The organism is Microvirga aerilata (genome assembly GCF_016743775.1).
Classification (GTDB): domain Bacteria; phylum Pseudomonadota; class Alphaproteobacteria; order Rhizobiales; family Beijerinckiaceae; genus Microvirga; species Microvirga aerilata.
Window position 1 is genome coordinate 1 of record NZ_JAEQMY010000004.1, and the last position, 22,959, is coordinate 22,959.

The 22,959-nt window shown below is 65.3% G+C and carries 22 protein-coding genes and 1 tRNA gene; 7 read left to right on the plus strand and 16 right to left on the minus strand.

Going from position 1 to position 22,959, the window contains the following annotated elements; all coding sequences use genetic code 11:
• Positions 1–399: 399 nt before the first annotated feature.
• Together JKG68_RS03910 and JKG68_RS03915 are read right to left on the minus strand one after the other, a co-directional pair.
• A tRNA-Lys gene (locus JKG68_RS03910) sits at positions 400–475 on the minus strand.
• A gap of 288 nt (positions 476–763) precedes the next feature.
• Positions 764–2,326, minus strand: a complete 1,563-nt coding sequence (locus tag JKG68_RS03915) for a 2-isopropylmalate synthase (RefSeq protein ID WP_202056025.1) — start codon at positions 2,324–2,326, stop codon at positions 764–766.
• 438 nt (positions 2,327–2,764) lie between these two features.
• On the opposite strand from JKG68_RS03915, the gene JKG68_RS03920 reads away from it, so the two are divergent.
• A complete protein-coding gene (locus tag JKG68_RS03920; RefSeq protein ID WP_202056026.1) occupies positions 2,765–3,094 on the plus strand; it encodes a hypothetical protein in 330 nt (109 codons plus the stop codon).
• Here the strand turns inward: JKG68_RS03920 and JKG68_RS03925 are convergent.
• The 3 genes from JKG68_RS03925 to pdxY are packed head-to-tail and all read right to left on the minus strand — an operon-like array spanning position 3,085 to position 5,554.
• On the minus strand, positions 3,085–3,798 hold the full coding sequence (locus tag JKG68_RS03925) for an NUDIX hydrolase (protein ID WP_202056027.1): 714 nt from the start codon (positions 3,796–3,798) through the stop codon (positions 3,085–3,087). The genes JKG68_RS03920 and JKG68_RS03925 overlap by 10 nt on opposite strands.
• Positions 3,795–4,700: a PhzF family protein gene (locus tag JKG68_RS03930; RefSeq protein WP_202056028.1), complete on the minus strand. Its 906-nt coding sequence runs from the start codon at positions 4,698–4,700 to the stop codon at positions 3,795–3,797. The genes JKG68_RS03925 and JKG68_RS03930 overlap by 4 nt, the downstream gene beginning before the upstream one ends.
• 5 nt (positions 4,701–4,705) lie before the next feature.
• On the minus strand, positions 4,706–5,554 hold the full coding sequence (gene pdxY, locus JKG68_RS03935) for a pyridoxal kinase PdxY (RefSeq protein ID WP_202056029.1): 849 nt from the start codon (positions 5,552–5,554) through the stop codon (positions 4,706–4,708).
• Between the two features lie 154 nt (positions 5,555–5,708).
• Here pdxY and JKG68_RS03940 point away from each other — a divergent pair, with 154 nt between their 5' ends.
• The 3 genes from JKG68_RS03940 (at position 5,709) to JKG68_RS03950 (ending at position 6,915) form a co-directional block, all read left to right on the plus strand.
• Positions 5,709–6,230: a DedA family protein gene (locus tag JKG68_RS03940; protein WP_202056030.1), complete on the plus strand. Its 522-nt coding sequence runs from the start codon at positions 5,709–5,711 to the stop codon at positions 6,228–6,230.
• A 66-nt stretch (positions 6,231–6,296) separates the two neighbouring features.
• Positions 6,297–6,452 carry a hypothetical protein gene (locus tag JKG68_RS03945; RefSeq protein WP_202056032.1) on the plus strand — a complete coding sequence of 52 codons (156 nt, stop codon included), beginning with the start codon at positions 6,297–6,299 and terminating at the stop codon, positions 6,450–6,452.
• Between the two features lie 106 nt (positions 6,453–6,558).
• Complete coding sequence (locus JKG68_RS03950; protein WP_202056033.1) at positions 6,559–6,915, plus strand: hypothetical protein; 357 nt, start codon at positions 6,559–6,561, stop codon at positions 6,913–6,915.
• Between the two features lie 15 nt (positions 6,916–6,930).
• Here the strand turns inward: JKG68_RS03950 and JKG68_RS03955 are convergent, their stop codons facing one another.
• A complete protein-coding gene (locus JKG68_RS03955; RefSeq protein ID WP_246515073.1) occupies positions 6,931–8,682 on the minus strand; it encodes a patatin-like phospholipase family protein in 1,752 nt (583 codons plus the stop codon).
• A 158-nt stretch (positions 8,683–8,840) separates the two neighbouring features.
• Positions 8,841–9,860 carry a ketol-acid reductoisomerase gene (gene ilvC / locus JKG68_RS03960; RefSeq protein ID WP_202056034.1) on the minus strand — a complete coding sequence of 340 codons (1,020 nt, stop codon included), beginning with the start codon at positions 9,858–9,860 and terminating at the stop codon, positions 8,841–8,843.
• A 286-nt stretch (positions 9,861–10,146) separates the two neighbouring features.
• On the opposite strand from ilvC, the gene JKG68_RS03965 reads away from it, so the two are divergent.
• Positions 10,147–10,695 (plus strand): DUF924 family protein, encoded by a 549-nt coding sequence (locus tag JKG68_RS03965; protein WP_202056035.1) that lies wholly within the window; start codon positions 10,147–10,149, stop codon positions 10,693–10,695.
• On the opposite strand, the gene ilvN is transcribed toward JKG68_RS03965, so the two are convergent.
• From ilvN to JKG68_RS03980, 3 genes are read right to left on the minus strand one after another with little or no spacing between them, the layout of a single operon-like run.
• Complete coding sequence (ilvN, locus tag JKG68_RS03970; protein ID WP_202056045.1) at positions 10,685–11,242, minus strand: acetolactate synthase small subunit; 558 nt, start codon at positions 11,240–11,242, stop codon at positions 10,685–10,687. The two genes, JKG68_RS03965 and ilvN, sit on opposite strands and share 11 nt — an antisense overlap.
• 28 nt (positions 11,243–11,270) lie before the next feature.
• Positions 11,271–11,951, minus strand: coding sequence for a glutathione S-transferase family protein (locus tag JKG68_RS03975; RefSeq protein ID WP_202056047.1), 681 nt, complete (start codon positions 11,949–11,951; stop codon positions 11,271–11,273).
• Positions 11,952–11,969: 18 nt separating this feature from the next.
• Positions 11,970–13,742, minus strand: coding sequence for an acetolactate synthase 3 large subunit (locus JKG68_RS03980; protein ID WP_202056049.1), 1,773 nt, complete (start codon positions 13,740–13,742; stop codon positions 11,970–11,972).
• A 325-nt stretch (positions 13,743–14,067) separates the two neighbouring features.
• On the opposite strand from JKG68_RS03980, the gene JKG68_RS03985 reads away from it, so the two are divergent.
• A complete protein-coding gene (locus tag JKG68_RS03985; RefSeq protein WP_202056050.1) occupies positions 14,068–14,895 on the plus strand; it encodes an RMD1 family protein in 828 nt (275 codons plus the stop codon).
• Between the two features lie 85 nt (positions 14,896–14,980).
• Here JKG68_RS03985 and miaA read toward each other — a convergent pair whose 3' ends face one another.
• Positions 14,981–15,895, minus strand: a complete 915-nt coding sequence (miaA, locus tag JKG68_RS03990) for a tRNA (adenosine(37)-N6)-dimethylallyltransferase MiaA (protein WP_312890727.1) — start codon at positions 15,893–15,895, stop codon at positions 14,981–14,983.
• Between the two features lie 15 nt (positions 15,896–15,910).
• Here miaA and serB point away from each other — a divergent pair, with 15 nt between their 5' ends.
• The gene (serB, locus tag JKG68_RS03995) at positions 15,911–16,819 is read left to right on the plus strand and encodes a phosphoserine phosphatase SerB (RefSeq protein ID WP_202056052.1); all 909 of its coding nucleotides are present in this window, start codon (positions 15,911–15,913) and stop codon (positions 16,817–16,819) included.
• Here the strand turns inward: serB and acs are convergent.
• From acs to hflK, 5 genes are all read right to left on the minus strand, one after another.
• A complete protein-coding gene (gene acs, locus JKG68_RS04000) occupies positions 16,816–18,756 on the minus strand; it encodes an acetate--CoA ligase (RefSeq protein WP_202056053.1) in 1,941 nt (646 codons plus the stop codon). The two genes, serB and acs, sit on opposite strands and share 4 nt — an antisense overlap.
• Before the next feature lie 183 nt (positions 18,757–18,939).
• Positions 18,940–20,466, minus strand: coding sequence for a DegQ family serine endoprotease (locus JKG68_RS04005; protein ID WP_202056054.1), 1,527 nt, complete (start codon positions 20,464–20,466; stop codon positions 18,940–18,942).
• Between the two features lie 107 nt (positions 20,467–20,573).
• A complete protein-coding gene (locus tag JKG68_RS04010; RefSeq protein ID WP_202056056.1) occupies positions 20,574–20,765 on the minus strand; it encodes a DUF2065 domain-containing protein in 192 nt (63 codons plus the stop codon).
• A 9-nt stretch (positions 20,766–20,774) separates the two neighbouring features.
• On the minus strand, positions 20,775–21,722 hold the full coding sequence (gene hflC / locus JKG68_RS04015; protein ID WP_202056058.1) for a protease modulator HflC: 948 nt from the start codon (positions 21,720–21,722) through the stop codon (positions 20,775–20,777).
• Positions 21,719–22,864, minus strand: a complete 1,146-nt coding sequence (gene hflK / locus JKG68_RS04020) for an FtsH protease activity modulator HflK (RefSeq protein ID WP_202056060.1) — start codon at positions 22,862–22,864, stop codon at positions 21,719–21,721. The genes hflC and hflK overlap by 4 nt, the downstream gene beginning before the upstream one ends.
• Positions 22,865–22,959: the final 95 nt, after the last annotated feature.

Sequence of the window (22,959 nt, forward strand, 5' to 3'; positions counted from 1 at the left end):
CCTGGTTCACCAAACTGAATCACACCCACTCCAGCCCGGGAAATCACGAACGAGTCAGACCTTCAGGGACTTGGTATTAGCTTCCGCATTGGCATCGGCACGCGACAAAAGACCTAACATCAAAGCCTCCACGACCGGGCCAGAGGCACGGACCTGCAATAATCGAGCTATCTGTCAGGTAGTTGATATTCCAAAAACTAATTAAGCCTAAAAGATTAGCCTAGTAGTTCTACGTAGAATGCAGTCGATCCTGCTCGGCCACCGGCAGAGTTCGCAGTCGTTGGAGGGGGACCTGAGCCGATACGCACTTGATCGAACAAGGCGGAGGACTTTTCAGAAACCTGTCTCGACAGCTCGTCGAAATGAAGCACCAAGGTCGATCGAAAACCTTGCAGTGCTTGGTGGGTGATGTAGGGCTCGAACCTACGACCCGCTGATTAAGAGTCAGCTGCTCTACCAACTGAGCTAATCACCCGTCGCCGAAGCGAATTCAGCGGCGCGATGTCCGCTGAAGAGGCCGTGCGTTTAACAAACCCCTTGCCCCCTGTCTAGCCCACCCGGTCAGGTTTTCGGCTCTAAGCTGCAGATTTCGTCTGGCGCATGGGGATAGATGGGCGCCCTCCTGCGAACCAGCCCCTTCAAGAGCGCCAAGCTTCGAACCTACGACGCCGGGAGCAGCGCATATTCGAAGCTTGATCCCATCGAGCCGCGGCAGGCGTCATTGCCGGGATGGCCCGGAATGACGCCTCGAGGAAAGCGTAGCCTACTCCGCCGCGTGCTGGGCGTGAAGGCGTGCGCCCCGGCTCAGGAGCTTGTTGAGGGCGCCGAGATAGGCCTGGGCCGAGGCCACCAGGGTGTCCGGATCGGCGGCGCGGGAGGTCACGCTGCGGTCGTCGGCGGACAGGCGTACCGAAACCTCGGCCTGCGCGTCCGTGCCCTCGGTGACGGCGTGAACCTGATAGAGCTCCAGCACCGCATCATGGGGTACGAGGGCCTTGATGGCGTTGAAGGTGGCGTCCACCGGACCGTTGCCCTCCTGCTCCTCGATGACGACCTTGTCGTCGACTTGGAGCTTCATGGTGGCGCGCTGCGGCCCGCGGGTTCCGGCGACGATGGAGAGCGAGACCAGCCTGATGCGGTCATGGGCGGTGGCGATGTTCTGATCGACCAGAGCCTCGATATCCTCGTCGTAGACGTGCTTCTTGCGGTCGGCGAGCTCCTTGAACCGCTCGAAGGCATCCTGGAACTGGTTGTCTGAGAGGCTGTAGCCCAGCTCCTCCAGCTTGTTGCGGAAAGCGGCGCGGCCCGAATGCTTGCCCATCACCAGCGACGTCTTGGAGACGCCGACGCTCTCCGGCGTCATGATCTCGTAGGTCTGGGCGTTCTTGAGCATTCCGTCCTGGTGGATGCCGCTCTCGTGGGCGAAGGCGTTCCGGCCGACGATGGCCTTGTTGTACTGCACCGGGAACGAGGTGGCGGCGGACGCGAGCTTCGAGGCGCGCATCAGCATCGTGGTCTCGACGCCGGTCTCGTAGGGCAGGATGTCGCCACGGGTGCGGATCGCCATGACGATTTCTTCCAGGGCCGCGTTGCCGGCCCGCTCGCCGATGCCGTTGAGGGTGCACTCGATCTGCCGGGCGCCGCCCTCCAGCGCCGCCAGCGAATTGGCGACGGCAAGCCCCAGATCGTTGTGGCAATGGGCGGAGAAGATCGCCTTGTCCGCATTCGGCACACGCTCGCGCACGGCCCGGAACATGGCGCGGTACTCGTCCGGCGTGGCGTAGCCCACGGTGTCGGGCAGGTTGATGGTAGTGGCGCCGGCCTTGATGGCGGCCTCCACGCAGCGGCACAGATAGTCGATGGGGGTGCGGGTGGCGTCCATGGCGGACCACTCGATATCCTCGACCAGATTGCGCGCCTGGGTCACCGTGGCGGTGATGATCTCCAGCACTTCCTCTTCCGACTTGCGCATCTGGTGCGCCAGATGGATCGGCGAGGTGGACACGAAGGTGTGGATGCGGGGGCGCGCCGCACCGCGGACAGCCTCGCCGGCGCGGGCGATGTCGGCCGAGATGGCGCGGGCGAGACCCGCGACGGTCGCCCGCTTCACGCGGCTTGCGATGAGGGAAACGGCCTCGAAGTCGCCGTTGGATGCGATGGGGAAGCCCGCCTCGATGATGTCGACCCCCATGGTGTCGAGCAGCTCCGCAACATCGAGCTTCTCCTCCAGGGTCATGGTGGCGCCGGGGCATTGCTCGCCGTCGCGCAGGGTGGTGTCGAAGATCAGAACGCGGTCCTTAGCGGCGCCGGATACGGAAGCGGTCATTTTTTAGTCCTTCTCGGAGGGGGCGAGGCCTCGGGATTGGTCCTCGGCGCTCAAGGTTGTTCCTGCTTTATTCAGAACCCCTGAGAGCCCAGGCGACGACGCCCAGCCGACCCTCAGGGGCAGCTAAGGAGAAGGAGACCGAGAAGGCGCGCGCGAGCGGCCGCCGGAGCGGGGCCGTTCATCCATGCGCTGGGGAAGCCGATGATCATCGCCGCCCGAATCCTCCTGGGTCGCGGCCCTGCCGCGAACAACCGGTTTGTTTGTAACGGCGCTCCGATTGCATGGCAAGCCGGTGAAACAAACGAAAAGCGAAAGCACGACGATCGTATCGGATGTGATCAGGGCACCGGCAGGACTGGTCTATCGGCAAACTGCCCTAGATCGGATGAAGCTTGGCCGTTATGCGCCAACAACGAAGTCCATACAGGAGGTACCCCGATGAAGACTGCGTTCCGCGCCCTGTGCCTGACCGGGTTTGTGGCCCTGCCGCTTGCGGCCTGCAATCAGACCGCCTCAGCTCCCGCCCCGGCCGGAGCCGGCGTCACGCCCTCGGGCTTCCGCATGCCGGAAGGCTTGGGCTGCAAGGGCGAGGTCGACCGCTACCGCGCCGTGATGAGCAACGATCTGGCCATGGGGCATGTGAACCAATCCGTCTATGGCCGCGTGGATCGGGAGATCGGCCAGGCGGAGGCCGCCTGCGCTGCCGGGCGCGATGCGGAGGCCGTGCGCATGCTCAATGCCACGAAGGCCCGTCACGGCTATCTCTGATCGAAGGCCCAGCCGAAGAACGACTGCAGGAACAGCGGCATCGTAGCCTGGTCGATATCCTGCGCGCCCCGGATGATCCGCACATCCTGCAGTTCGGGCTCCTCCTGGGCGGCGATGTTGGCGCGGATCTGCGCTGCGCCCTCCTCCGCCGTCACCGGAAGGGTCACCGTCCGCAGGAGCGCGATGGTCGGCCAGCGCTGGACGATGATCCACTCGTCGTCCACGCGGTAATCATCCTCCGACAGACCTGTTTCCTCGGCAAGCTCACGGGTGAGGCTGGTCGCCAGATCGACGGTGCCGTCGGGCCGGAGATCGGACAGGTCCGGCGTTCCGGCAGGAAAATAGATGCGGCCCGCATTGGTGGTCCCGGCTCCCATGACCCCGCAGATATAGGCGCCGTCCGAGCCGCGCAGCGCCCCCATGGCGAAACCGTTGGCGATGTCGGGATCCGGGTAGCCCTTGTCGATCCAGGCGACGAAATCGGCGTAGTCGACCTCGAAATAGGTGTTGCGGCAGATGTCTTCCCCAAAGGTCACGTCCTGGAGCAGCAGCACCCGTCCGTTGAACATCTGCGGCTTGCCTGCCGTGCGGCGCGCCCAGTTCTCCTCGATGAATGCACGGTTTTGCCGGGGCCACGTCCAATCCTTCGGACGGCAGCAGGCTTCGACCCGGCTAACGCGATGAATCTGAACCCCACGGTTCATGAAAGAAGCTCGCCACGGCTCATCATGACCGCGCTCCCGCCGATCTCGGCGGAGACCAGCTCTCCGTTCTTGATGACCATCTGCAGGGCGATCTCGCTCGGGCGTCCCATCTCGACACCTTGCTCGATGACGATATCGTGCTCGCCATCCCCGAGGGGTTCGCATTGCATGAGCGCGCCCGCGAAGGCGGCCGCGGCCGAGCCGGTGGCCGGGTCTTCCGCGATGCCCATGCCCAAGCCGAACATCCGGGCCCTGAACCGCAATCCGTCGGCCTGGGGCATGCGGGCATAAACATAAGGCGCCGGGTGGTCGCTGTCGCCGAAGGCCTTATCGAAGGCCTCCCCCTGCGGCTTGGACCTTGCCAGCGCCTCAAGGGAAGCGACCGGCACGAGATCGTACGCGACGCCGGCCGAATGGCGGCTTGGAACATGGCGGTCGAAGCCGATCTCCGTGGGATCGAGGCCCAGCGCCCAGGCACAGGCGGCCGTATCCTTGCCCTCGCCCCAGGTGAACGGCAGGCGCGGCAGGCGGAAGCGGGCCGAACCGCTCATCCCGTCCCGCACCTCGACGGCACAGGGCACGATGCCGACCTGCTCCCTCAGGCCGAAGGCCGCGGCACCCGGCTGTCTGTCCCTGTCGAGGATGGCCAGAAGAACGGCCGTTCCGACCGTGGGATGGCCCGCGAAGGGCAGCTCGCGTCCGGGCGTGAAGATGCGGATATCGGCGCGCTGACGCGGCTCGGACGGGGGGAACACGAAGACCGTCTCGGAGAGGTTAAACTCCTTGGCGATCCGCTGCATCCCGGCCGTGTCGAGGCCCTCCGCATCCAGCACGACGGCAAGGGGATTTCCGGTGAACCGCTCGGCGGTGAAGACATCGAGGGTAACAAAGCGGCGGGCCATGCGGATCAAACCTCCTCGGCGTCGAAGCGATAGGTGGGGGAGACGAATTCGTCCTGCGCCGCAATGGTCAGGATCTCGCGAGAGCCTGCTTCTTCGGTGCGCTTGAGCAAGCCGTAGACGGAGGCCGATGCCTCCGCAAGAGCCGTCGGGGCCGAGCGCGAACGCGCATAGTGAACGAAGAAGAGCGCCGCGATGGCGTCCCCTGCCCCGTTGACGCTGAGAGACAGCTTTGGGGTGCGCACCCGCCAGAAGCGTCCACCTTCGCCGGCGATCAGGTCCACGCTGTCGCCGGGCGTCGCCTGCGTCTCGACCGAGGTGACGAGAATGACCTTGGGGCCCATTCCGTGCACGATCGAGATCGCCTTCTTCACATCGTCCAGCGTTGCCGTCGCCATGCCGGACAGGTAGTCCAGTTCGAACTGGTTCGGAGTGATGATGTCGGCTGCCGGAATAGCCTGATCGCGCATGAATTCCGGGACGCCGGGACGCACGAAAACGCCGCGCCCCACATCGCCGATCACCGGATCGCAGCAGTACAGGACTCCGGGATTGAGCGCCCGCACCCGGGCCACGGCGGAGAGAATCGCCGTACCGATATCGGCCGAGCCCATATAGCCGGAAAGCACCCCGTCGCACCGGCCGAGCACGCCGCGCTCGGCGATGCCCTCCACCAGATCCTCGATGGCGGGGCCGTCGAAGACGCGCCCCTTCCAGGAGCCGTAGCCGGTATGGTTCGAGAACTGCACGGTATGAATGGGCCATACCTCGACGCCAAGTCGCTGCATCGGGAAGACCGCTGAGGCGTTACCCACATGACCATAGGCAACATGAGACTGGATCGAGAGGATGTTCATCGCGTAGAGCCCCTTTCATCTCCCGTTAGCGCAACATTCGCCCCGCTTCAAATCGCGTGATGTGATCTCATTCATCACAAGGACCGCTTGTTCGTACTTGATCCCAGGCGGAATGGCGGTATGCACCCTCACTTGATTGCTCCGGATCGATTTGATGGACATCGGTTTTCTCAAGAACAGCGTCTTGGAATTCGTGCAGTCGCACCAGGCCTATGCCCCCTTCGTGCTCGGGCTGATGACCTTTGCCGAGTCGCTTGCCTTCGTTTCCCTGCTGCTGCCCACGATGACGATCCTGATCGCCGTGGGCTTCGTGCTTGCGGCGGCGGAGATCCCGTTCTGGCAGGCTTGGATCGGGGCCGTCTGCGGCGCGGTTCTCGGCAATTGGATCTCCTATGAAATCGGGCGCAGGTACAAGAAGACGGCCTATGAGGTCTGGCCGTTGTCGCGCAACCCGCAGCTCGTCACCCGGGGAGAGGACTTCTTCCAGCGCTTCGGCCCCTGGGCGGTGTTCATGGGGCGCTTCTTCGGCCCGATTCGCGCCGTCATCGCCCTGATCGCCGGCATCTTCCTGATGCCGAATGTCCTGTTTCAGGCAGCGAACCTTGCCTCCGCCTCCGTTTGGGCCTTCGTGATCCTCGCGCCCGGCGCGGGGCTGGCGCACTATCTCCTGTGGTAGGGCACCGCACCCGGGAACCTCGGGTCCTTAGGGGTCATTAACCCCCATCGACAACGGAGGTCCCCCATGGGCAAAGGCAAGATGAACGGCGACAACTCCGCCGAGAGCAAGAAGCACCTCGACCATCTCTCCCGCGGCTCTGGCGGCACGACGAAAAAGAGCCTCGATGCCGGCAAGCAGGACAACAACAAGGCCCAGAACACGAAGAGCAACCGGCAGTGAGAGATGGGCGGCTGAGCCCTCAGGCTCGCCGCTCCCCTCCATTCCCAGAGGTTGCAACCGCCTTCCGCGATGTTAAGCGAAGATATAACATTGCGGAAGCGCATTCATGGAACATGGCTCCGGTCATTCGTCCGTCTTCTATGAGGACGGCGGATCAGCATCTCCCCATAACGGGACGGCGGACCCGCTCACGGTCGGGCTGCCGGCCGCATTGTGGCCCCTCGTTTGGGCGTTCGCCAGCCTCGCCTTCTCGGCCCTGTGGATGATGGACAGCTGGAAGGCGGGCAAGTCGCTGCTGGGGATGACGAAGATCAACCATTTGGCCCAGGACGCCTGGGGGCTCCTCGTCACCCTTTGCTGCTGCTATGCCGTGTTCTGGTTCTGGAGGCAGCGCTCGGGATCGTTGAGCATTGCGCTCTGCTCCCTTGTGGCCGCCGCGGCCATGGCGTGGCATAGGCTCTAGGGATCTTCGGCCTCCTCAGCGAACCTTGAAAGCATTGAGCGCGCCCGCCTCAATCTGTCGGCGGGTATGGTCGTAGCCGATCGCCACAACCTTCTCGAACTGCTCCCAGCCCCGCAACGGGACCTCGGCCAGCGGTGGATGGATGACCAGGGCCGCATGAGCGCGCGCCTTCAAGGTCTGGGCATCGCTGGAAACCGTCGCCGAGCGATAGAGCAGGCTCACGATGTCGGGCGCATTGGCCGGCAAGCCGAGGATCCGGCGCAGCCAGGGCGCTTTCTTCTCCTCGTCGCCCGGGCTGCGGAAGGCCACGTCCCGCGCCACGTCGATGCCGAGCACCGGCCCTCTCTGCAGATCGGCCATCACGTCCGCCGGCATGTTGTTCATCATGGCCCCGTCCACGAGCACGCCATCCGGCTCCACCACGGGCGGGAGCAGGCCGGGAATGGCGAGGCTGGCCCGCAGGGCCCGCCACAGGGTCCCCTGACGATGCACATGGGCGGTGCCGGTGGTCAGGTTGGACGAGACACAGAAGAACGGCAGCCAGAGATCCTCGATGTTGCAGTTGCCGAAGTGCTCCATCAGGCGCGCATCGACCTTGCGGCCGCGCACCAACGCAATCAGGGGCAAGGTGTAGTCGTTCAGGGGCGGGTTTCTGACGAAAGCCTCGGTCATGAGGGCCTTCGCCTCGTCGAGCCCGATCTGGATGGCGCAGGTTGCCGCCATCACGGCGCCGATGCTGGTTCCGCCGACGAGATCGACCGGAAAGCCATGCTCGTGCAAGGCCTGGATGGCGCCGAGATGGGCGAACCCGCGGGCGCCTCCTCCGGCAAGGACCAGCCCGACGGCCCGCCCGCTCGAGGTGCGAATGAGCCGCTGGAGATCGGGCAGGTTGTTCTGCCGGACCTGAAGGCGCTGATCGACCCGCAGCCGATTGAGCGACGGGTGAGCGGGCGCCGGGCGGGCGGCGTCCGGCTTTTGAAGCAGAACGAGATCGTGGCGGCGCCAGGACGACGCGGCGCCCGTGAGCGCCTCCGCCTCGCAGGCCAGCGGCTCACCGGGCCGGGCCACCAGCATGACGTGGTCGGCATGGCGGATGCAGCGCTCCGTCCAGGACCCCGAGGGCTCGGACGCCATGTAGATGACGCGCTCCCGGCTCGCTTCGAGGCGGTAGAGCCAGCTCTCGTTCTCATGCGCCGGCATGGCGTCGATCATGGCGACGCCCGGTCCATGGCTGCGCCGCATCTCCTCAAGGAAAGCATGCGCGAAATCCGCGACCGCCACCCCTTGCGTGACCGGAACGATGGCGAAGGTTGCCGGGGTGAAGGTGACGGGCTGGCTGCGGGTCGTGGCGCGCAGCCGGTCGGCGAGGAGCTTCGACAGATAGAGCATGACCGAAGGCCAGCGCGCTGCGAGGCCCTCGAAGGCGGAGCGGGTCAGCTTCAGAAGAACGGAGTCGCGAAGGGCCGTAACCGTGGCCGAGCGGGGCGTGTTGGAGATGAGGGCCATCTCGCCGATGGTCTCGGGCGGGGTGATGCGGGCGATCCGCCGCTGTTCCCCATGGTCGCCCTGAACCGAGACGCCGAGCGCTCCGGAGACGAGCATGTAGAGCGCATCCGCCGGGTCGCCTTCCCGGAAAAGGATCTCGCCCCCTGGAAGCACGACCCGCTGGAGTTCCGCCTGGAGCTCCAGCCGCGCCACCGGATCCAGCCCTGCCCAGAGAGGCATGCTGAATTCCGGCACGTCTTCGATCAGGCCCGCTGCGCTCATGGCATTCCGCACATTTTTGTATGGGAACCCACTATCTACAATCGGCTCGCCTGACAAACCGTTACGCCTGGCCTGCCTAAAATCCTATGGGGCAGCGCGAATCTGCCGCACCCGTCCATCAAGACGGATGCGGCCCGGGCCCGTGCCGCCCCTGAAGCTTAGTTCCGGCTCTTGTCGACCAGGGCCTTTTCCTTGATCCACGGCATCATGTCGCGCAGGCGCGAGCCGACATCCTCGATGGGGTGCGCAGCGTTGCGGGCGCGAGTCGCCTTGAAGGAGGTCTGGTTGACCTTGTTCTCGAGCATCCAGTCGCGGGTGAACTTACCGGACTGGATGTCCTCCAGGACGCGCTTCATCTCGGCCTTGGTCTCGGGCGTAATGATGCGCGGGCCGGTGACGTACTCACCGTACTCGGCGGTGTTGGAGATCGAGTAGTTCATGTTGGCGATGCCGCCCTCGTAGATGAGGTCGACGATCAGCTTAACCTCGTGGAGGCACTCGAAATAGGCCATCTCGGGGGCGTAGCCCGCCTCGGTCAGGGTCTCGAAGCCGGCCTTGATGAGCTCGACGAGACCGCCGCAGAGCACAACCTGCTCGCCGAAAAGATCGGTTTCGCACTCTTCCTTGAAGCTGGTCTCGATGATGCCGGCCCGGCCGCCGCCGTTGGCGGAGGCATAGGAGAGCGCGATGTCGTGGGCGTTGCCCGTGGCGTCTTGGTGGATCGCGATGAGCGTCGGCACGCCGCCGCCGCGCTGGTACTCGGAGCGCACCGTGTGGCCGGGACCCTTGGGGGCGACCATGAGCACGTCGAGGTCCTTGCGGGGCTCGATGAGGTTGAAGTGGACGTTGAGGCCGTGGGCGAAGAGCAGCGCCGCGCCCTGCTTCATGTTGTCCTGAAGGTCGTTGCGGTAGATATCGGCCTGCAGCTCGTCGGGGGTCAGCATCATGACCACGTCGGCCCACTTGGCGGCCTCGGCCACTTCCATGACCTTGATGCCGGCCTTCTCGGCCTTGGCCGCGGACGGCGAGCCCTTGCGGAGCGCCACCACGATGTCCTTCACGCCGGAATCGCGCAGGTTCAGCGTATGGGCATGGCCCTGGCTGCCATAGCCGACGATGGCGACCTTCTTGCCCTTGATCAGATTGATATCTGCGTCGCGATCGTAATAGACACGCATGGTCCTCAAGTCCCTCATCTCAAAGGGGGCATTCCCCCGGCCTTCGTTGACGCCGCACCGGCCCATCGGAGCCCGCGCAACATTTGTTTTGTCCGGCGCCGCTTTTAGCGAATAAAACTGCGCTGACAAGGTGGTGTTTGTAGCAAAACTGCGGCCCTCGCCTGCGCTGGACGCAAGGCACCGGCTGCCCCTTGCGGACAAACGATCCGAGCCTGGAGAGTTCAAACGGCTCTCCAACGCTCTAGATTGGTATTCCTGTCCCTTCACCGAAAAAGGAGGAAGCCGCATGCAGCGCCTCGCCACTCCCGACGAAGTCATCAGTTTCTGGCGCGAAGCCGGACCGGAGAAGTGGTTCTCGAAGGACGAGACCTTCGACCAAGACTGCCGTGACCGGTTCATGCCCACCTATGAGGCCGCAGCCCGGGGCGACCTCAACGAGTGGGAGCTCACCCCGGAGGGCGCGCTCGCCGTCATTCTTCTTCTCGACCAGTTCCCCCGCAACATGTTCCGGGGACGGCGCGAGACCTACAAAACCGATCCCGTGGCCCTCATGGCGGCCGACCGCGCCATCGAGCGGGGCTTCGACCACAAGGTCGAACCTCAGTTCCGCCGGTTCTTCTACCTGCCCTTCATGCACTCCGAATCCTTGCCGGATCAGGAGCGCTCGGTGACCTTGAACGAGGCTCTCGGCGAGGAGGACTCGGTCAAGTACGCGCGCCACCACCACGACATCATTGCCCGCTTCGGCCGCTTCCCCCACCGCAACGCCATCCTGGGCCGCGAGACGACACCGGACGAGGAGGCGTTTCTGGCGCAGGACAGCTTCAGGGGCTAAGGCCCCCCATCCCCTCCGCGCCGCGCGCCATGGCAGCAACGCCGGTGCGGGAGACTTCGACAAGCCCAACGGCCGTCATCAGCTTGATGAAGCGCTCGACCTCGTCCGTCGTGCCGGTGAGCTCGTACACGAAGGAGGTCAGCGTCGCGTCCAGCGTGCGGGCGCCGAAGGCCGAGGCGAGGCGCATGGCCTCGACCCGGTGATCGCCCTTGCCCACCACCTTCACGAGGCACAGCTCGCGCTCGACGGCTTCGCCCGTGAGGGTGAGGTCCACCACGCGGTGCACCGGCACGAGGCGCTCGAGTTGGCTTTTGATCTGCTGGATGATGCTGTCGGTGCCCGTCGTCACGATGGTGATGCGCGAGATATGCGCCTCGTGCTCGGTCTCGGTGACGGTGAGGCTCTCGATATTGTAGCCGCGGCCCGAGAACAGGCCTGCGATGCGGGCGAGAACGCCCGGCTCGTTGTCGACAATGATGGCAAGGGTGTGCCGGTGGGAGGGCTCGACCCGGGTTGCATCGGGATAGTGGGTTTTCATCTGCAGCATGGTGTTGAACTTTCCGACTTCTCTGGTCTCAGGCCGCTGTGCGGTAATTCTCGATCGGCTCCTCGTCGACCTCGTCGGCCTCGACGATCCACGCTTCCTTCATGGCAGCGGAGCGCCACTCCTGGAAGGCGGGCAGCGAGAGTATGGCATCGACATAGCTGCGCGTCGTGGCGTCGAGGGGAACAGAATAGGTGTCGAGGCGCGTCGCGAGCGGCGCATACATGGCGTCCGCCGCCGAGAACGCGCCTAAGAGGAATGGGCCGCCGGCCCCAAAGAGCCCACGCGCGTCGCGCACGATGCCGCTGAAGCGGGCGACGTCGCGGGCAACCGCCTCGCCCCTGTCCCGCTGCGCGTACTTCTTGCCGAGATTCATGGGGCACGCGGAACGCAGGGCCTGAAACCCCGCATGCATCTCCGCCGCCACCGAGCGGGCCATGGCGCGCGCCTTGCGATCCTCAGGCCATATGGGGGCACCGTAGGCCTCGCCCACATATTCCATGATACTGATGCTCTCCCACACGGTCACGTCGCCGTCGATCAGGATCGGCACCTTGCCGGCCGGCGAGTGCTTGAGCACCTTCTCCCTGGTGTCCGGCTGGTCGAGCGGAATGGTGATCTCGTCGAAGGCCACCCCGAGCTGCTTCATCAGCAGCCAGGGGCGCAGCGACCAGGAGGAATAGGTCTTATTGGCGATGACGAGAGTTGGCATGGCTAGACACTTTCCCCATCAAACCAGCATCTTGCCCTTCTCGTCGATGACGGAGCTGATATCGGCTCCCGTCTCGCCGAGATAATCGTTGAGCAACATCTCGTTATGCGCTTTCCCCGAAGGGATCATCGGGAAGCAGTTCTCCTGCTTGTCGACAAGGCAGTCGAAGATCACCGGGCGGTTCACGTTGATCATCTCGAGGATCTTCGCATCGAGCTCGCCGGGCTTGTCGCAGCGGATGCCGACGCCGCCATAGGCCTCCGCCAGCTTCACGAAATCGGGCAGGGACTCCGAATAGCTCTGCGAGTAGCGCCCGCCGTGCAGCAGCTCCTGCCACTGGCGCACCATGCCCATGTACTCGTTGTTCAGGATGAACACCTTGATCGGCAGGTTGTACTGCAGGGCGGTCGACATCTCCTGCAGCATCATCTGGATCGAGGCCTCGCCCGCGATGTCGATCACCAGCGCGTTGGGATGCGCCAGCTGCGCGCCGACGGCGGCAGGAAGGCCGTAGCCCATGGTGCCGTGTCCGCCGGACGTCATCCAGCGGTTCGGCTCCTCGAACTTGAAGTACTGGGCCGCCCACATCTGGTGCTGGCCCACCTCCGTCGAGATGTAGGTCTCGCGATCCTTGGTGAGCTCGTAGAGGCGCTGCAGCGCGTATTGCGGCTTGATGGTTTCGGCGGAGTTGCGGTAGCCGAGGCAGTTGCGGGAGCGCCAGCCTTCGATCTTGCCCCACCAGTCCTGGAGCGCCACCTTGTCGGATTGCTGCGCGCTCTGCCGCCACAGGCGCACCATGTCCTCCAGCACGTGAGCGCAATCGCCGACGATCGGGATGTCGACCTTCACGGTCTTGTTGATCGAGGAGGGATCGATGTCCACATGGATGCGTTTCGAGAAGGGCGAGAAGGCGTCGAGCCGGCCGGTGATGCGGTCGTCGAAGCGCGCGCCGATGTTGATCATCACGTCGCATTCATGCATCGCCAGATTGGCCTCGTAGGTGCCGTGCATGCCGAGCATCCCGAGAAACTGCTTGTCCGATGCGGGATAGGCGCCGAGGCCCATGAGGGTCGAGGTGATCGGGAAGCCGGTGAGGTGCACGAGCTCGCGCAGAAGCGTCGAGGCGTGGACCCCGGAATTGATGACGCCGCCGCCGGTGTAGAACACCGGGCGCTTGGCGTTCGCCATCAGCTCGATGGCGGCGCGGATATGATCCATGTCGCCCTTCACGGTCGGGCGATAGGTCTTGTGCTGATTGCTCAGGGGCCGCACATAGGTGCCGGTCTTGAACTGGATGTCCTTCGGCAGGTCCACCACCACCGGGCCGGGGCGTCCGTTCTGCGCCACGTAGAAGGCCTCGTGCAGGACGCGCGGCAGGTCCTCGATGGATTTGACCAGGTAGTTGTGCTTGGTGCAGTGGCGGGTGATGCCGACCGTGTCGCATTCCTGGAAGGCGTCGGAGCCGATGAGATGGGTCGGCACCTGCCCGGTGATGCAGACGAGCGGGATCGAATCCATCATGGCATCGGCCAGGCCGGTGATCGCGTTGGTCGCTCCGGGGCCTGAGGTCACCAGCACCACGCCGGGCTTGCCGGAGGAGCGGGCATAGCCCTCGGCCGCGTGAACGGCCCCCTGCTCGTGCCGGACGAGAATGTGCTGGACCTTATCCTGGTGGAAGATCGCATCGTAAATGGGGAGCACCGCGCCGCCAGGATAGCCGAAGATATGCTCGACTCCCTGGTCGTGCAGGGCTCGGATCACCATTTCGGCTCCGGTCATGGTCTCGCTCATGTCACTCGCTCCGTCGGGTCTTTTACTTGCGTCTCTGTGGCTAGGAATTCTTGGGCTAGGAATTTTGGGCTTGGAATTCTAGGGCTTGGAATTCAGGCAATAAAAAAGGCCCCTGAGGGGGCCTGTGCGCCATCGCCGGACCTGCGGGTCAATCCCGCTCCGTCGATGGCGTTCGTACTACGAGAATAAGCTTGCGCATTTGGGCACGTCTCGGTTCAAAAGTTGCGCAGACGCTAGCTGATACATTTCACCCGGTCAAGCGGGATCGATTTGGCGAAATGCGGCTTAGCTTTTGCATTTGGCCCCCTATTTTAGTCGTATGACCATGCCCGATACCCTCTCCTCGACCGGCGCGCCGGTTCAGAACCTTCGCCTGACGGCCCGCGCCCTCCTGCTGGGCGACCGTCTCGACGTGGCAGGATTGGAGCGCAGCGACGTTCTGTCCACCACCCCCCTCGCCTTCCGGGTCGGGCAGGACGGCTTCGTGGCCCTCTTCCGCTACGGCGTGGCCGTCCTGGTCGGCCTGACGCCCCTTGAGGAGGACGATGTCATCCGCGGCCTGCGCCAGCGCATCTCAGGCGAGTTCGCCCGCCATGAGGAGGAAACCGCGATCATCGAGATCTCGCCCGAAAGGGACGACCAGATCCCGCCGGGCGGGCCGATCTATATCAAGAAGCTCTCCACCGAACGGCTGATCGTGATCGCGGACGCCCTGTCCAAGAGCGCGACCCTGGCCCGGGACGAGCGGGAGGCGACGGCCGCCTTCGAGCTCGTCGAGCCCTCGGTCCAGCACCTGGCCGAAAAGGGCCGCCGCCCCCGGGACCGCCGCCGGATCCTCAAGCAGGTGGGCCAAGCTCTTCTGGTCCGCCAGCGCATGTCGGGCGGCGTGGCCGTGGAGGAGAAGCCGGACGTGCTCTGGGACCGCCCGGACCTGGAGCGCCTCTATGCCCGCCTCGAGGACGAGTACGAATTGAAGGAGCGCGCCACGGCGCTCCACCGCAAGCTTGAGGTGCTGGGCGACACGGCCCAGGCCCTGACCGACATCATCGACACCGAGCGGTCGCTGCGCCTCGAACTGATCATCGTGCTGCTGATCGTGTTCGAGATCTTCATCACGTTCTACCAGATGTTCACGGGCGTCTCGGGGCACTAGAGCTGCTTCCGCTGACGGGGAGTTAAAGCCGGTTCTTGGCTTGCCGTATGTTCGGGCGGTGACCCGGAGCCACTTCGCCCACGCCCTAGAGCCGAGCCATCGCGGCCTCGAAACCCCTCTCCGGCTCGACCCACTGCCAGTCCGGCAGCTGATGGCGGAACCAGGTGAACTGGCGTTTGGCGTAGCGTCTCGTATCCCCCTGCCCCTTGGCGATGGCCTCGTCGAGGGAGATCTCGCCGCGCAGGTACGCCAGCAGCCCCGGAACGCCGTGGGCCCGCATGGCCGGCAGCATGGGATCGAGGCTGCGCTCGCCCAATGCCCTTACCTCGTCGAGGGCACCCCGATCCATCATGGCCAGGAACCGCCGGTCGATGCGCCCGCGCAGCTCCTCGCGATCCGGCGCGAGGAAGAGCTTGATGACCGGGGCGTCGGCCAGGGGGCCGGGCTGCCGGGCGCCGTGGAAGGAAACGAGGGGCTGGCCGGTCGCGGCGAAAATCTCCAGGGCGCGCTGAACGCGCAGGCGATCCGAGGGCCGCAGGGTGCGGGCCGTGTCCGGGTCGCGCTCGGACAGCAGGCGGTGAAGATCGGGGGTTTCGAGCCCCTCGCTTTCACGGCGCACGCTCTCGCGCACCTCCTCCGGGACAGGGGGCATGTCGGACAGGCCCTCGGTCAGCGCTTTGAAGTATAGCCCGGTCCCGCCCACGAAGATCGGCAGCCGCGTTCCTTGGATCTCCCGCAGGACCGCAACCGCATCGGCCACATACCGGCCGACGGAGAAATTCACGGCCGCATCCACGTGGCCGTAGAGCCGGTGCGGGGCTTCAGCCTCCTCCTCCATGGTGGGTCGCGCCGTGATCACGCGCAGATCCCGGTAGACCTGCATGGAATCGGCATTGATCACCACGCCGTTCAGGGCCTGCGCCAGCCGGATGCCCAATGCGGACTTGCCTGAAGCGGTCGGCCCTGCGATGAGAACCGCGCCGATCCTAAACCCACTCACAGCCAGGTCTCCCCAATGGCGTCTTCCCAGAATTCTCTCGTTGCGACCCTGATCGCCAACCCGTCCCGGCCGGCCGTGACGGATGAGGTCATCGCTATGGCGGCCCAGGCGCTCGGACATGAGACGGAACGCTCGGTTCTGGCAAGGGGAATTGCAGCCGACCTGATCCTGCCCGCCTCGGCCGAGGCCGAAGCAGGGGAAGCAACCCTCCGTCAGGCTCTGGAGGGGCAGCCCATCGATATCGTGGTGCAACCCCTGGAGCATCGGCGCAAGCGCCTGTTCCTGGCGGACATGGACTCCACCATGATCGGGCAGGAATGCATCGATGAATTGGCGGATTACGTCGGGCTGAAGGCTGAAGTCTCCGAGATCACCGAACGCGCCATGCGCGGCGAGATCGCCTTCGAGCCTGCCCTGCGGGAGCGGGTGGCACTTTTGAAGAACCTGCCGGTCGGCGTGGTCGACGAGATCATCGAGAAGCGCATCACCCTGACGCCGGGCGGCCGGGCTCTGGTCCGGACCATGCGCGCCAACGGCGCCTATACGTGTCTCGTGTCCGGTGGATTCACCCTGTTCACCGGCCCCATCGGCGCGAAGATCGGCTTCCACGAGGATCGCTCCAACCGCCTGATCGTCAGTGGCGATAAGCTCGCGGGCTCGGTCGAGGAGCCGATCCTGGGCCGCGAGGCGAAGCTTGCGACCCTTGTCGAACTGCGCGAGCGCTGCGGCCTCGCCCCGCACGACACCATGGCCGTAGGCGATGGCGCCAACGACCTCGCCATGCTGGGCGAGGCCGGACTTGGGGTCGCCTTCCGGGCGAAGCCCACTGTCGCCGCCGCGGCTCATGCGCGGATCGACCACGCGGACCTGTCGGCGCTGCTATACGCGCAGGGTTACCGGGCCGAGAGCATCGTCGAGGCTTAAGCCCCTGCCTGAACGCGCCTGACGATCTCGGCCACGACGGCGGGATCCGCCACGGTCGACGTGTCCCCGTGGTTCTCGAAGTCGCCGGCAGCGATGCGGGTCAGGATCCGGCGCAGGATCTTGCCCGAGCGGTTCTTGGGCAGTTGCGGCGCCCACTCGATCCGGTCCGGCGTGGCGATGGGCCCGATGCGGGTGCGCACGATCTGCATGAGCTCGCGCCGGAGCGCGTCGCTCTCGGGGATGCCTTCCTTCAGGGTCACGAACGCAAAAATCCCCTGCCCTTTGATCTCATGCGGCATGCCCACCACGGCGGCTTCCGCGACCGAGGGATGCGAAGCCAGCGCCGCCTCGACCTCCACGGTGCCGAGCCGGTGGCCGGAGACGTTGATGACGTCGTCCAGGCGGCCGGTGATCCAGTAATAGCCGTCAGCATCCCGCCGCGCCCCGTCGCCGGTGAAGTAGAAGCCCGGGAAGGCGCCGAAGTAGGTTTTCAGGAAGCGCTCGCGGTCGCCCAGGATGGTGCGCGCCTGCCCCGGCCAGGAATCGGCGAAGCAGAGATTGCCGCTTCCTTCGCCTTCGACCACGGTCCCTTCGCCGTTCAGCAGAGCAGGCTGAACACCGAAAAAGGGCTTCGCGGCCGAGCCCGGCTTCAGATCCATCGCTCCGGGCAACGGGCACAGGAGAACGGCTCCGGTCTCCGTCTGCCAGTAGGTGTCGACGATGGGGCAGCGGCCTTTGCCAACGACCTCATGGTACCAGAGCCAGGCTTCCGGATTGATCGGCTCGCCCACGGAGCCCATGATGCGCAAAGAGGACAGGTCGTGCCTGCGCACGGGAGCCTCGCCCTCGCGCATCAGGGAGCGGATGGCGGTCGGCGCGGTGTAGAAGATGTTGACCTTGTAGACTTCGATGATCTGCCACCAGCGGGAGGCATCGGGCCAGGAGGGAACGCCCTCGAACAGCACGATGGTCGCGCCGTTCGCGAGAGGGCCGTAGATCAGGTAGGTATGCGCCGTCACCCAGCCCACATCCGCCGTGCAGAAGTGGATGTCGCCGGGGCGGTAGTCGAACATCGCCTTGAAGCTTGCGGCCGCATGGACGAGATAGCCGCCCGTGGTGTGGAGCATGCCCTTGGGCTTGCCGGTCGAGCCGGAGGTGTAGAGCACGAACAGGGGATCCTCGGCGCCCACGGCGACCGGAGGGCACTCGGCCGATGCCTCGGCGAGCGCCTCGTCGTACCAGCGGTCGCGCCCAGGCGTCATGGGCACGTCCCGCCCGGTGCGGCGCACCACCAGCACATGCTCGACGAAGGGAAGCCCCTCGAGGGCCGCATCCGCATTCCTCTTCAGGGAAACATGCTTGCCGGCCCGCATGCCTTCATCGGCGGTGATGAGCACCCGCGAACGGCAGTCCTCGATCCGCCCCGCCAGGGCCTCCGCCGAGAACCCGCTGAACACCACGGAATGCACGGCGCCGAGCCGGGCGCAGGCCAGCATGGCGGCGACCGCCTCTGGAACGACAGGCAGGTAGACGCTGACGAAATCGCCCTTTTTGACACCCAGTGCCCGAAGGGCGTTCGCCAAGCGGGAAACCTCCTGCTGGAGGTCGCTCCAGGTCACGCGCCGCGTGTCGCCGGGCGTGTCGCCCTCCCAGAGGATCGCGGCCTCGTCGCCACGGGCGCGCGCATGGCGGTCCAGGCAGTTGAAGGAAGCGTTCAGCGTGCCGTCGGCAAACCACTCGATGGTCACGTCCTCGGGCGAGTAATGCGTGTTCTTCACCGTCGTGAAAGGCTTCATCCAGTCCAGGATCTGCGCCTGCTCGCGCCAGAAAGCCTCCGGGGCTTCCAGGGAGCGACGGTAAAGCTCCCGGTAGCTCTGCGCATCCACGTGCGCAGTGGACTTCAGGGCGGAAGGAACGGGAAAAACGTGCTGGTTCATGGGCTCTGATTGAAGAGGCGCATCGCCAGAGAAGGCCGACGCAAGGGGCCAAAATCCTGCCCCGACATGGCGCACAACATACCGCCATGTCAACCAAAACGTTCTTTATTCAGAACAGACGCATCCCCCGGAAACGAAAAAGGCGGCCCTCGGGGCCGCCTTTCCCACGGAGTGCGGATGGCCTTACTCGATCGACAAGGCCACGAAGCGAACCTCGCCCTGCGGGTTGGCCACGAGGAGCAGCGCCGACTTGCGGCCTTGCGTCTTCAGGTCGTCGATCTTCTTGGTCACGTCGGCCGGATTCGCGACCGGCTCCTGGTTGACCTCGACGATCACCTCACCGGCCTGGATCCGCTTGTCGGAGGCCGCCGAATTCGGATCGACGCGGGTGATCACCACGCCCTTCAGGTCGTCCTTCAGGCTGAAGCGGCGACGCAGCTCCTCCGTCATGCCTGACATGTTGAGGCCGAGCGCCTGACGGGTTGCGGTCTGCGGTTCGGTCGAGGGCTGCTGCAGGCTCGCCTGCTTCTCGGTGTCCTCGAGCCGGCCCAGGGTCACCTGCTTGACCATCTCCTGGCCCTTGCGAACGATCGTCACGTCGACGGCCTTGCCCACGGGGGTGGACGCCACGATCCGGGGCAGGTCGCGGGAATCCTTGACCTCCTTGCCGTCGAAGCGAACGATCACGTCGCCCACCTCGAGACCGGCCGGACGGGCCGGGCCCTTGTCGTCGATGCCGGCGATCAGTGCGCCGCGCGCCGAGCCGAGGTTCAGGGCCTCCGCGGTGGGGTCGTCCACATTCTGGATGCGCACGCCGAGCCAGCCGCGGCGGGTCTCGCCGAACTCGCGCAGCTGATCGATGATCGGCACGGCGGTGGAGGCGGGAACCGCGAAGCCGATGCCCACCGAGCCGCCCGTGGGCGACAGGATGGCCGTGTTGATGCCGATGACCTCGCCGTTCATGTTGAACAGCGGGCCGCCCGAGTTGCCCTTGTTGATGGAGGCGTCGGTCTGGATGTAGTTGTCATACGGTCCCGACTCGATGTTGCGGCCGCGGGCCGACACGATGCCGGCCGTAACCGTGCCGCCGAGGCCGAAGGGGTTGCCGATCGCCATCACCCAGTCGCCGGGACGGATGGTCTCGGAGTCGCCGAACCGCACCGACTTGAGGGGCTTGTCGGACTTCACCTTCAGAACGGCCAGGTCCACCTTGGAATCCTTGCCGATGATCTCGGCCTTGAGGCGGCTGCCGTCCGAAAAGATCACGCTGATGTCGTTGGCGTCGCCGATCACGTGGTTGTTCGTCACCACGATCCCCGACGGATCGATGACGAAGCCGGAGCCCAGCGAGTTCGAGCTGCGCGGACGCGACGGGGCGTTTTCGCCGCCGCCCCCGCCCCCCGGGCCCTGCTGGCCGCGGCGGTTGAAGAACTCCTCGAACAGGTCCTCGAACGGCGTGCCGGGAGGCAGCTGAGGAAGGGTCCGGTTGCGGGCCTCGACGGTCGTGGAGGCCGAGATGTTGACCACGGCGCCGGTCACTTCCTCGGCCAGGTCGGCGAAGGATTCGGGGGCCGACCGGGCGTGGACCGGCAGCGGAATGGCTGTTGCAACAATCGTCAGGATCGCGAAGCAGGATACGGCCAGCCGGCGCAAGGGGCGCTGAGGCAGCACCGTCTTTGAAGGCGCCAGCGCGTTCGTGGCATTGTTCATCGAAAACCCTCTCTCGGAGACTACGGGTATAGATTGGTGCTCGGCCCGATCATTCAAGCGCGCATCCCGGCGGAGGCTTGAGCCTTGCGAAGGTTTAAGCCTCGGACCTAGCCAAACTGGCGAACCAGCCAAATGATCCCCAGCCCGACGATCGCCGACACGATGCCGACGATCCTCATCTGATCGCTCGGGCTATGGGCCGCCTCATACATGGCCCGGCGCATCCCATCCGGGAAGGCTGCAAATAAAATGCCCTCGACCGCGAGAGCGAGGCCGAGGGCTGCAATCAAGTCGAACATCTGAGCTTATTATTGCGCTGGCGCCGGCTGGGCCGGCGCGGGAGCAGGCTGCGCCGGGGCTGGAGCAGGGGCACCTCCGCGATTCCGCTGACCGGTGGGATCGTTGAAATAGCGGAAGAAGTCGGAGTCCGGGCTCAGGACAAGGCGCGTATCCCCCGCGCGCAAGCCGGTCTCATAGGCCTGCATGGACCGGTAGAAGGAGAAGAACTCCGGATCCTGGCCGAAGGCCTCGGCCAGAATGCGGTTCCGGTCCGCATCGCCCTGACCGCGCAGCTCCTCTGCCGTCCGGTTCGCCTCGGCACGGATGATCGTCGCCTCGCGCTCGGCGCGGGCGCGGATGGTCTGCGCCTGCTGCTGGCCGTTGGCGCGCAGGTCCGCCGCCTCGCGTTCACGCTCGGTGCGCATGCGCTGGTAGACGGCCTGGCTGTTGGCTGCGGGCAGATCGACGCGGGTGAGACGCACGTCGATCATCTCGATGCCGAGGCTCGCCGCCTGCCGGTTCACATCCTCCTGAATGCGGTTCATCAGAGCCGCACGCTCGGTGCGCACGATGGCATCGCGGGAGGCGCTGGCCAGGGTGTTGCGCATGGCCGAGTTGGTGAAGCTCTGCAGGCGCTGATTGGCGAGCGCGATGTTGCCGACCGCCTGATAGAACCGCAGCGGATCGACGATCCGGTAACGGGTGAAGGCGTCGACCTCCAGGTTCTGCCGGTCTGCGGAGAGCAGGGTCTGAACGGGCAGGTCGAGATCGAGCACCCGCTTTTCGAAGTAGGTGACGTTGTCGATCAGCGGAACCTTGAACTTCAAGCCCGGCTCGGAGATGGCGGACTGCACCGCGCCGAAGCGCAGCACCAGGGCATACTGCGTCTGCTGCACGATGAAGATCGAGCTGTAGAGAACGATCGCCACCAGAGCCAGAGCGATCAGAAAGCCCGTGCGAAACGTGGAACTGTTCATCGCGTGGCTCCCTGCGGGTTTGCGGCATTGCCCTGCGCCTGCGGGCGCGGCGGCGTCTGGTTGAGGGGCAGGAAGGGCACGACACCCTGTCCGTTCTGGTCGACGATGATCTTCTCGACCCCGCCGTAAACCCGCTCCATGGTCTCGAGGAAGATGCGCTCGCGGCTCACGTCGGGTGCCTTGCGGTACTCCTCGTAGACCTGCCGGAAGCGGGCGGCCTGACCGGACGCGTCCGCCACGGACTGCTCCCGATAGGCTTCGGCCTGCTGCACGATGCGGGCGGCCTCGCCTCGGGCTTCGGGCACGACGCGGCTGGCGAAGGCTCCGGCCTCGTTCTGGACGCGCACCGCGTCCTGCTGGGCGGCGTTCACGTCGAAGAAGGCCTGCTGGACCTCGGAAGGCGGGCGCACGGCCTGGAGCTGAACCACGTTGATCAGCACGCCGGCCCCGTAGGCATCGAGCGCCTCCTGCATGATCTGGCGCACTTCCTGCGCGACGCTGGCCTGCTCGGTGGTCAGGATCGCCTGGATGTTGCGGCGGCCGATGGTTTCGCGCATGGCGCTTTCCGCCACCGACTTGATGGTGCCGTCGGGGTTCTGCAGGTTGAACACGTAATCCTGGGGACGCGCCGGGTTGATCTGCCAGACCGCATCGAAATCGATGTCGACGATGTTCTCGTCGGCGGTGAGCATGAGGCTCTCCTCGATCACGTCGCGAGCCCGCCCCTGCCCCGTGGGGGTGGAACGGTAGCCCACCTCGACCCGCTGCTGGGCGGTGACGTTGGGCTTCATGACGCGGCCGATCGGGTAAGGAAGGTTGTAGCGCAGGCCTTCGCCGGTCGTCCGGGTATATTCCCCGAAGATCATGTTGATGCCGACCTCGTTGGGCCGGACCGTGTAGAAGCCCGTCAGAAGCCAGACCGCCAGCACGCCGAGGACCAGGATGATCAGGCCCCGCCCGCCCATGGAGCCGCCGGGAATGAAGTCCTTCAGACGGTCCTGGCTGCGGCGCAGGATGTCTTCCAGATCCGGGGGCGTTCCGTTGCCCTGCGGGCCGCCGGAGCCCCAAGGGCTTTTGCCGCCTCCCGATCCGCCACGTTGCCCCCAGGGGCCACCGCCGCCGCTTTGGTTACTCCAAGGCATAGGACGCCTTTCCTCACTTTAAGAAGGCCGGCCGAAACGGCCGATAAGAAATCGAGACGGTTGTGGGTGTTGCCTCTTCCGCCTGTCAAGCCTGC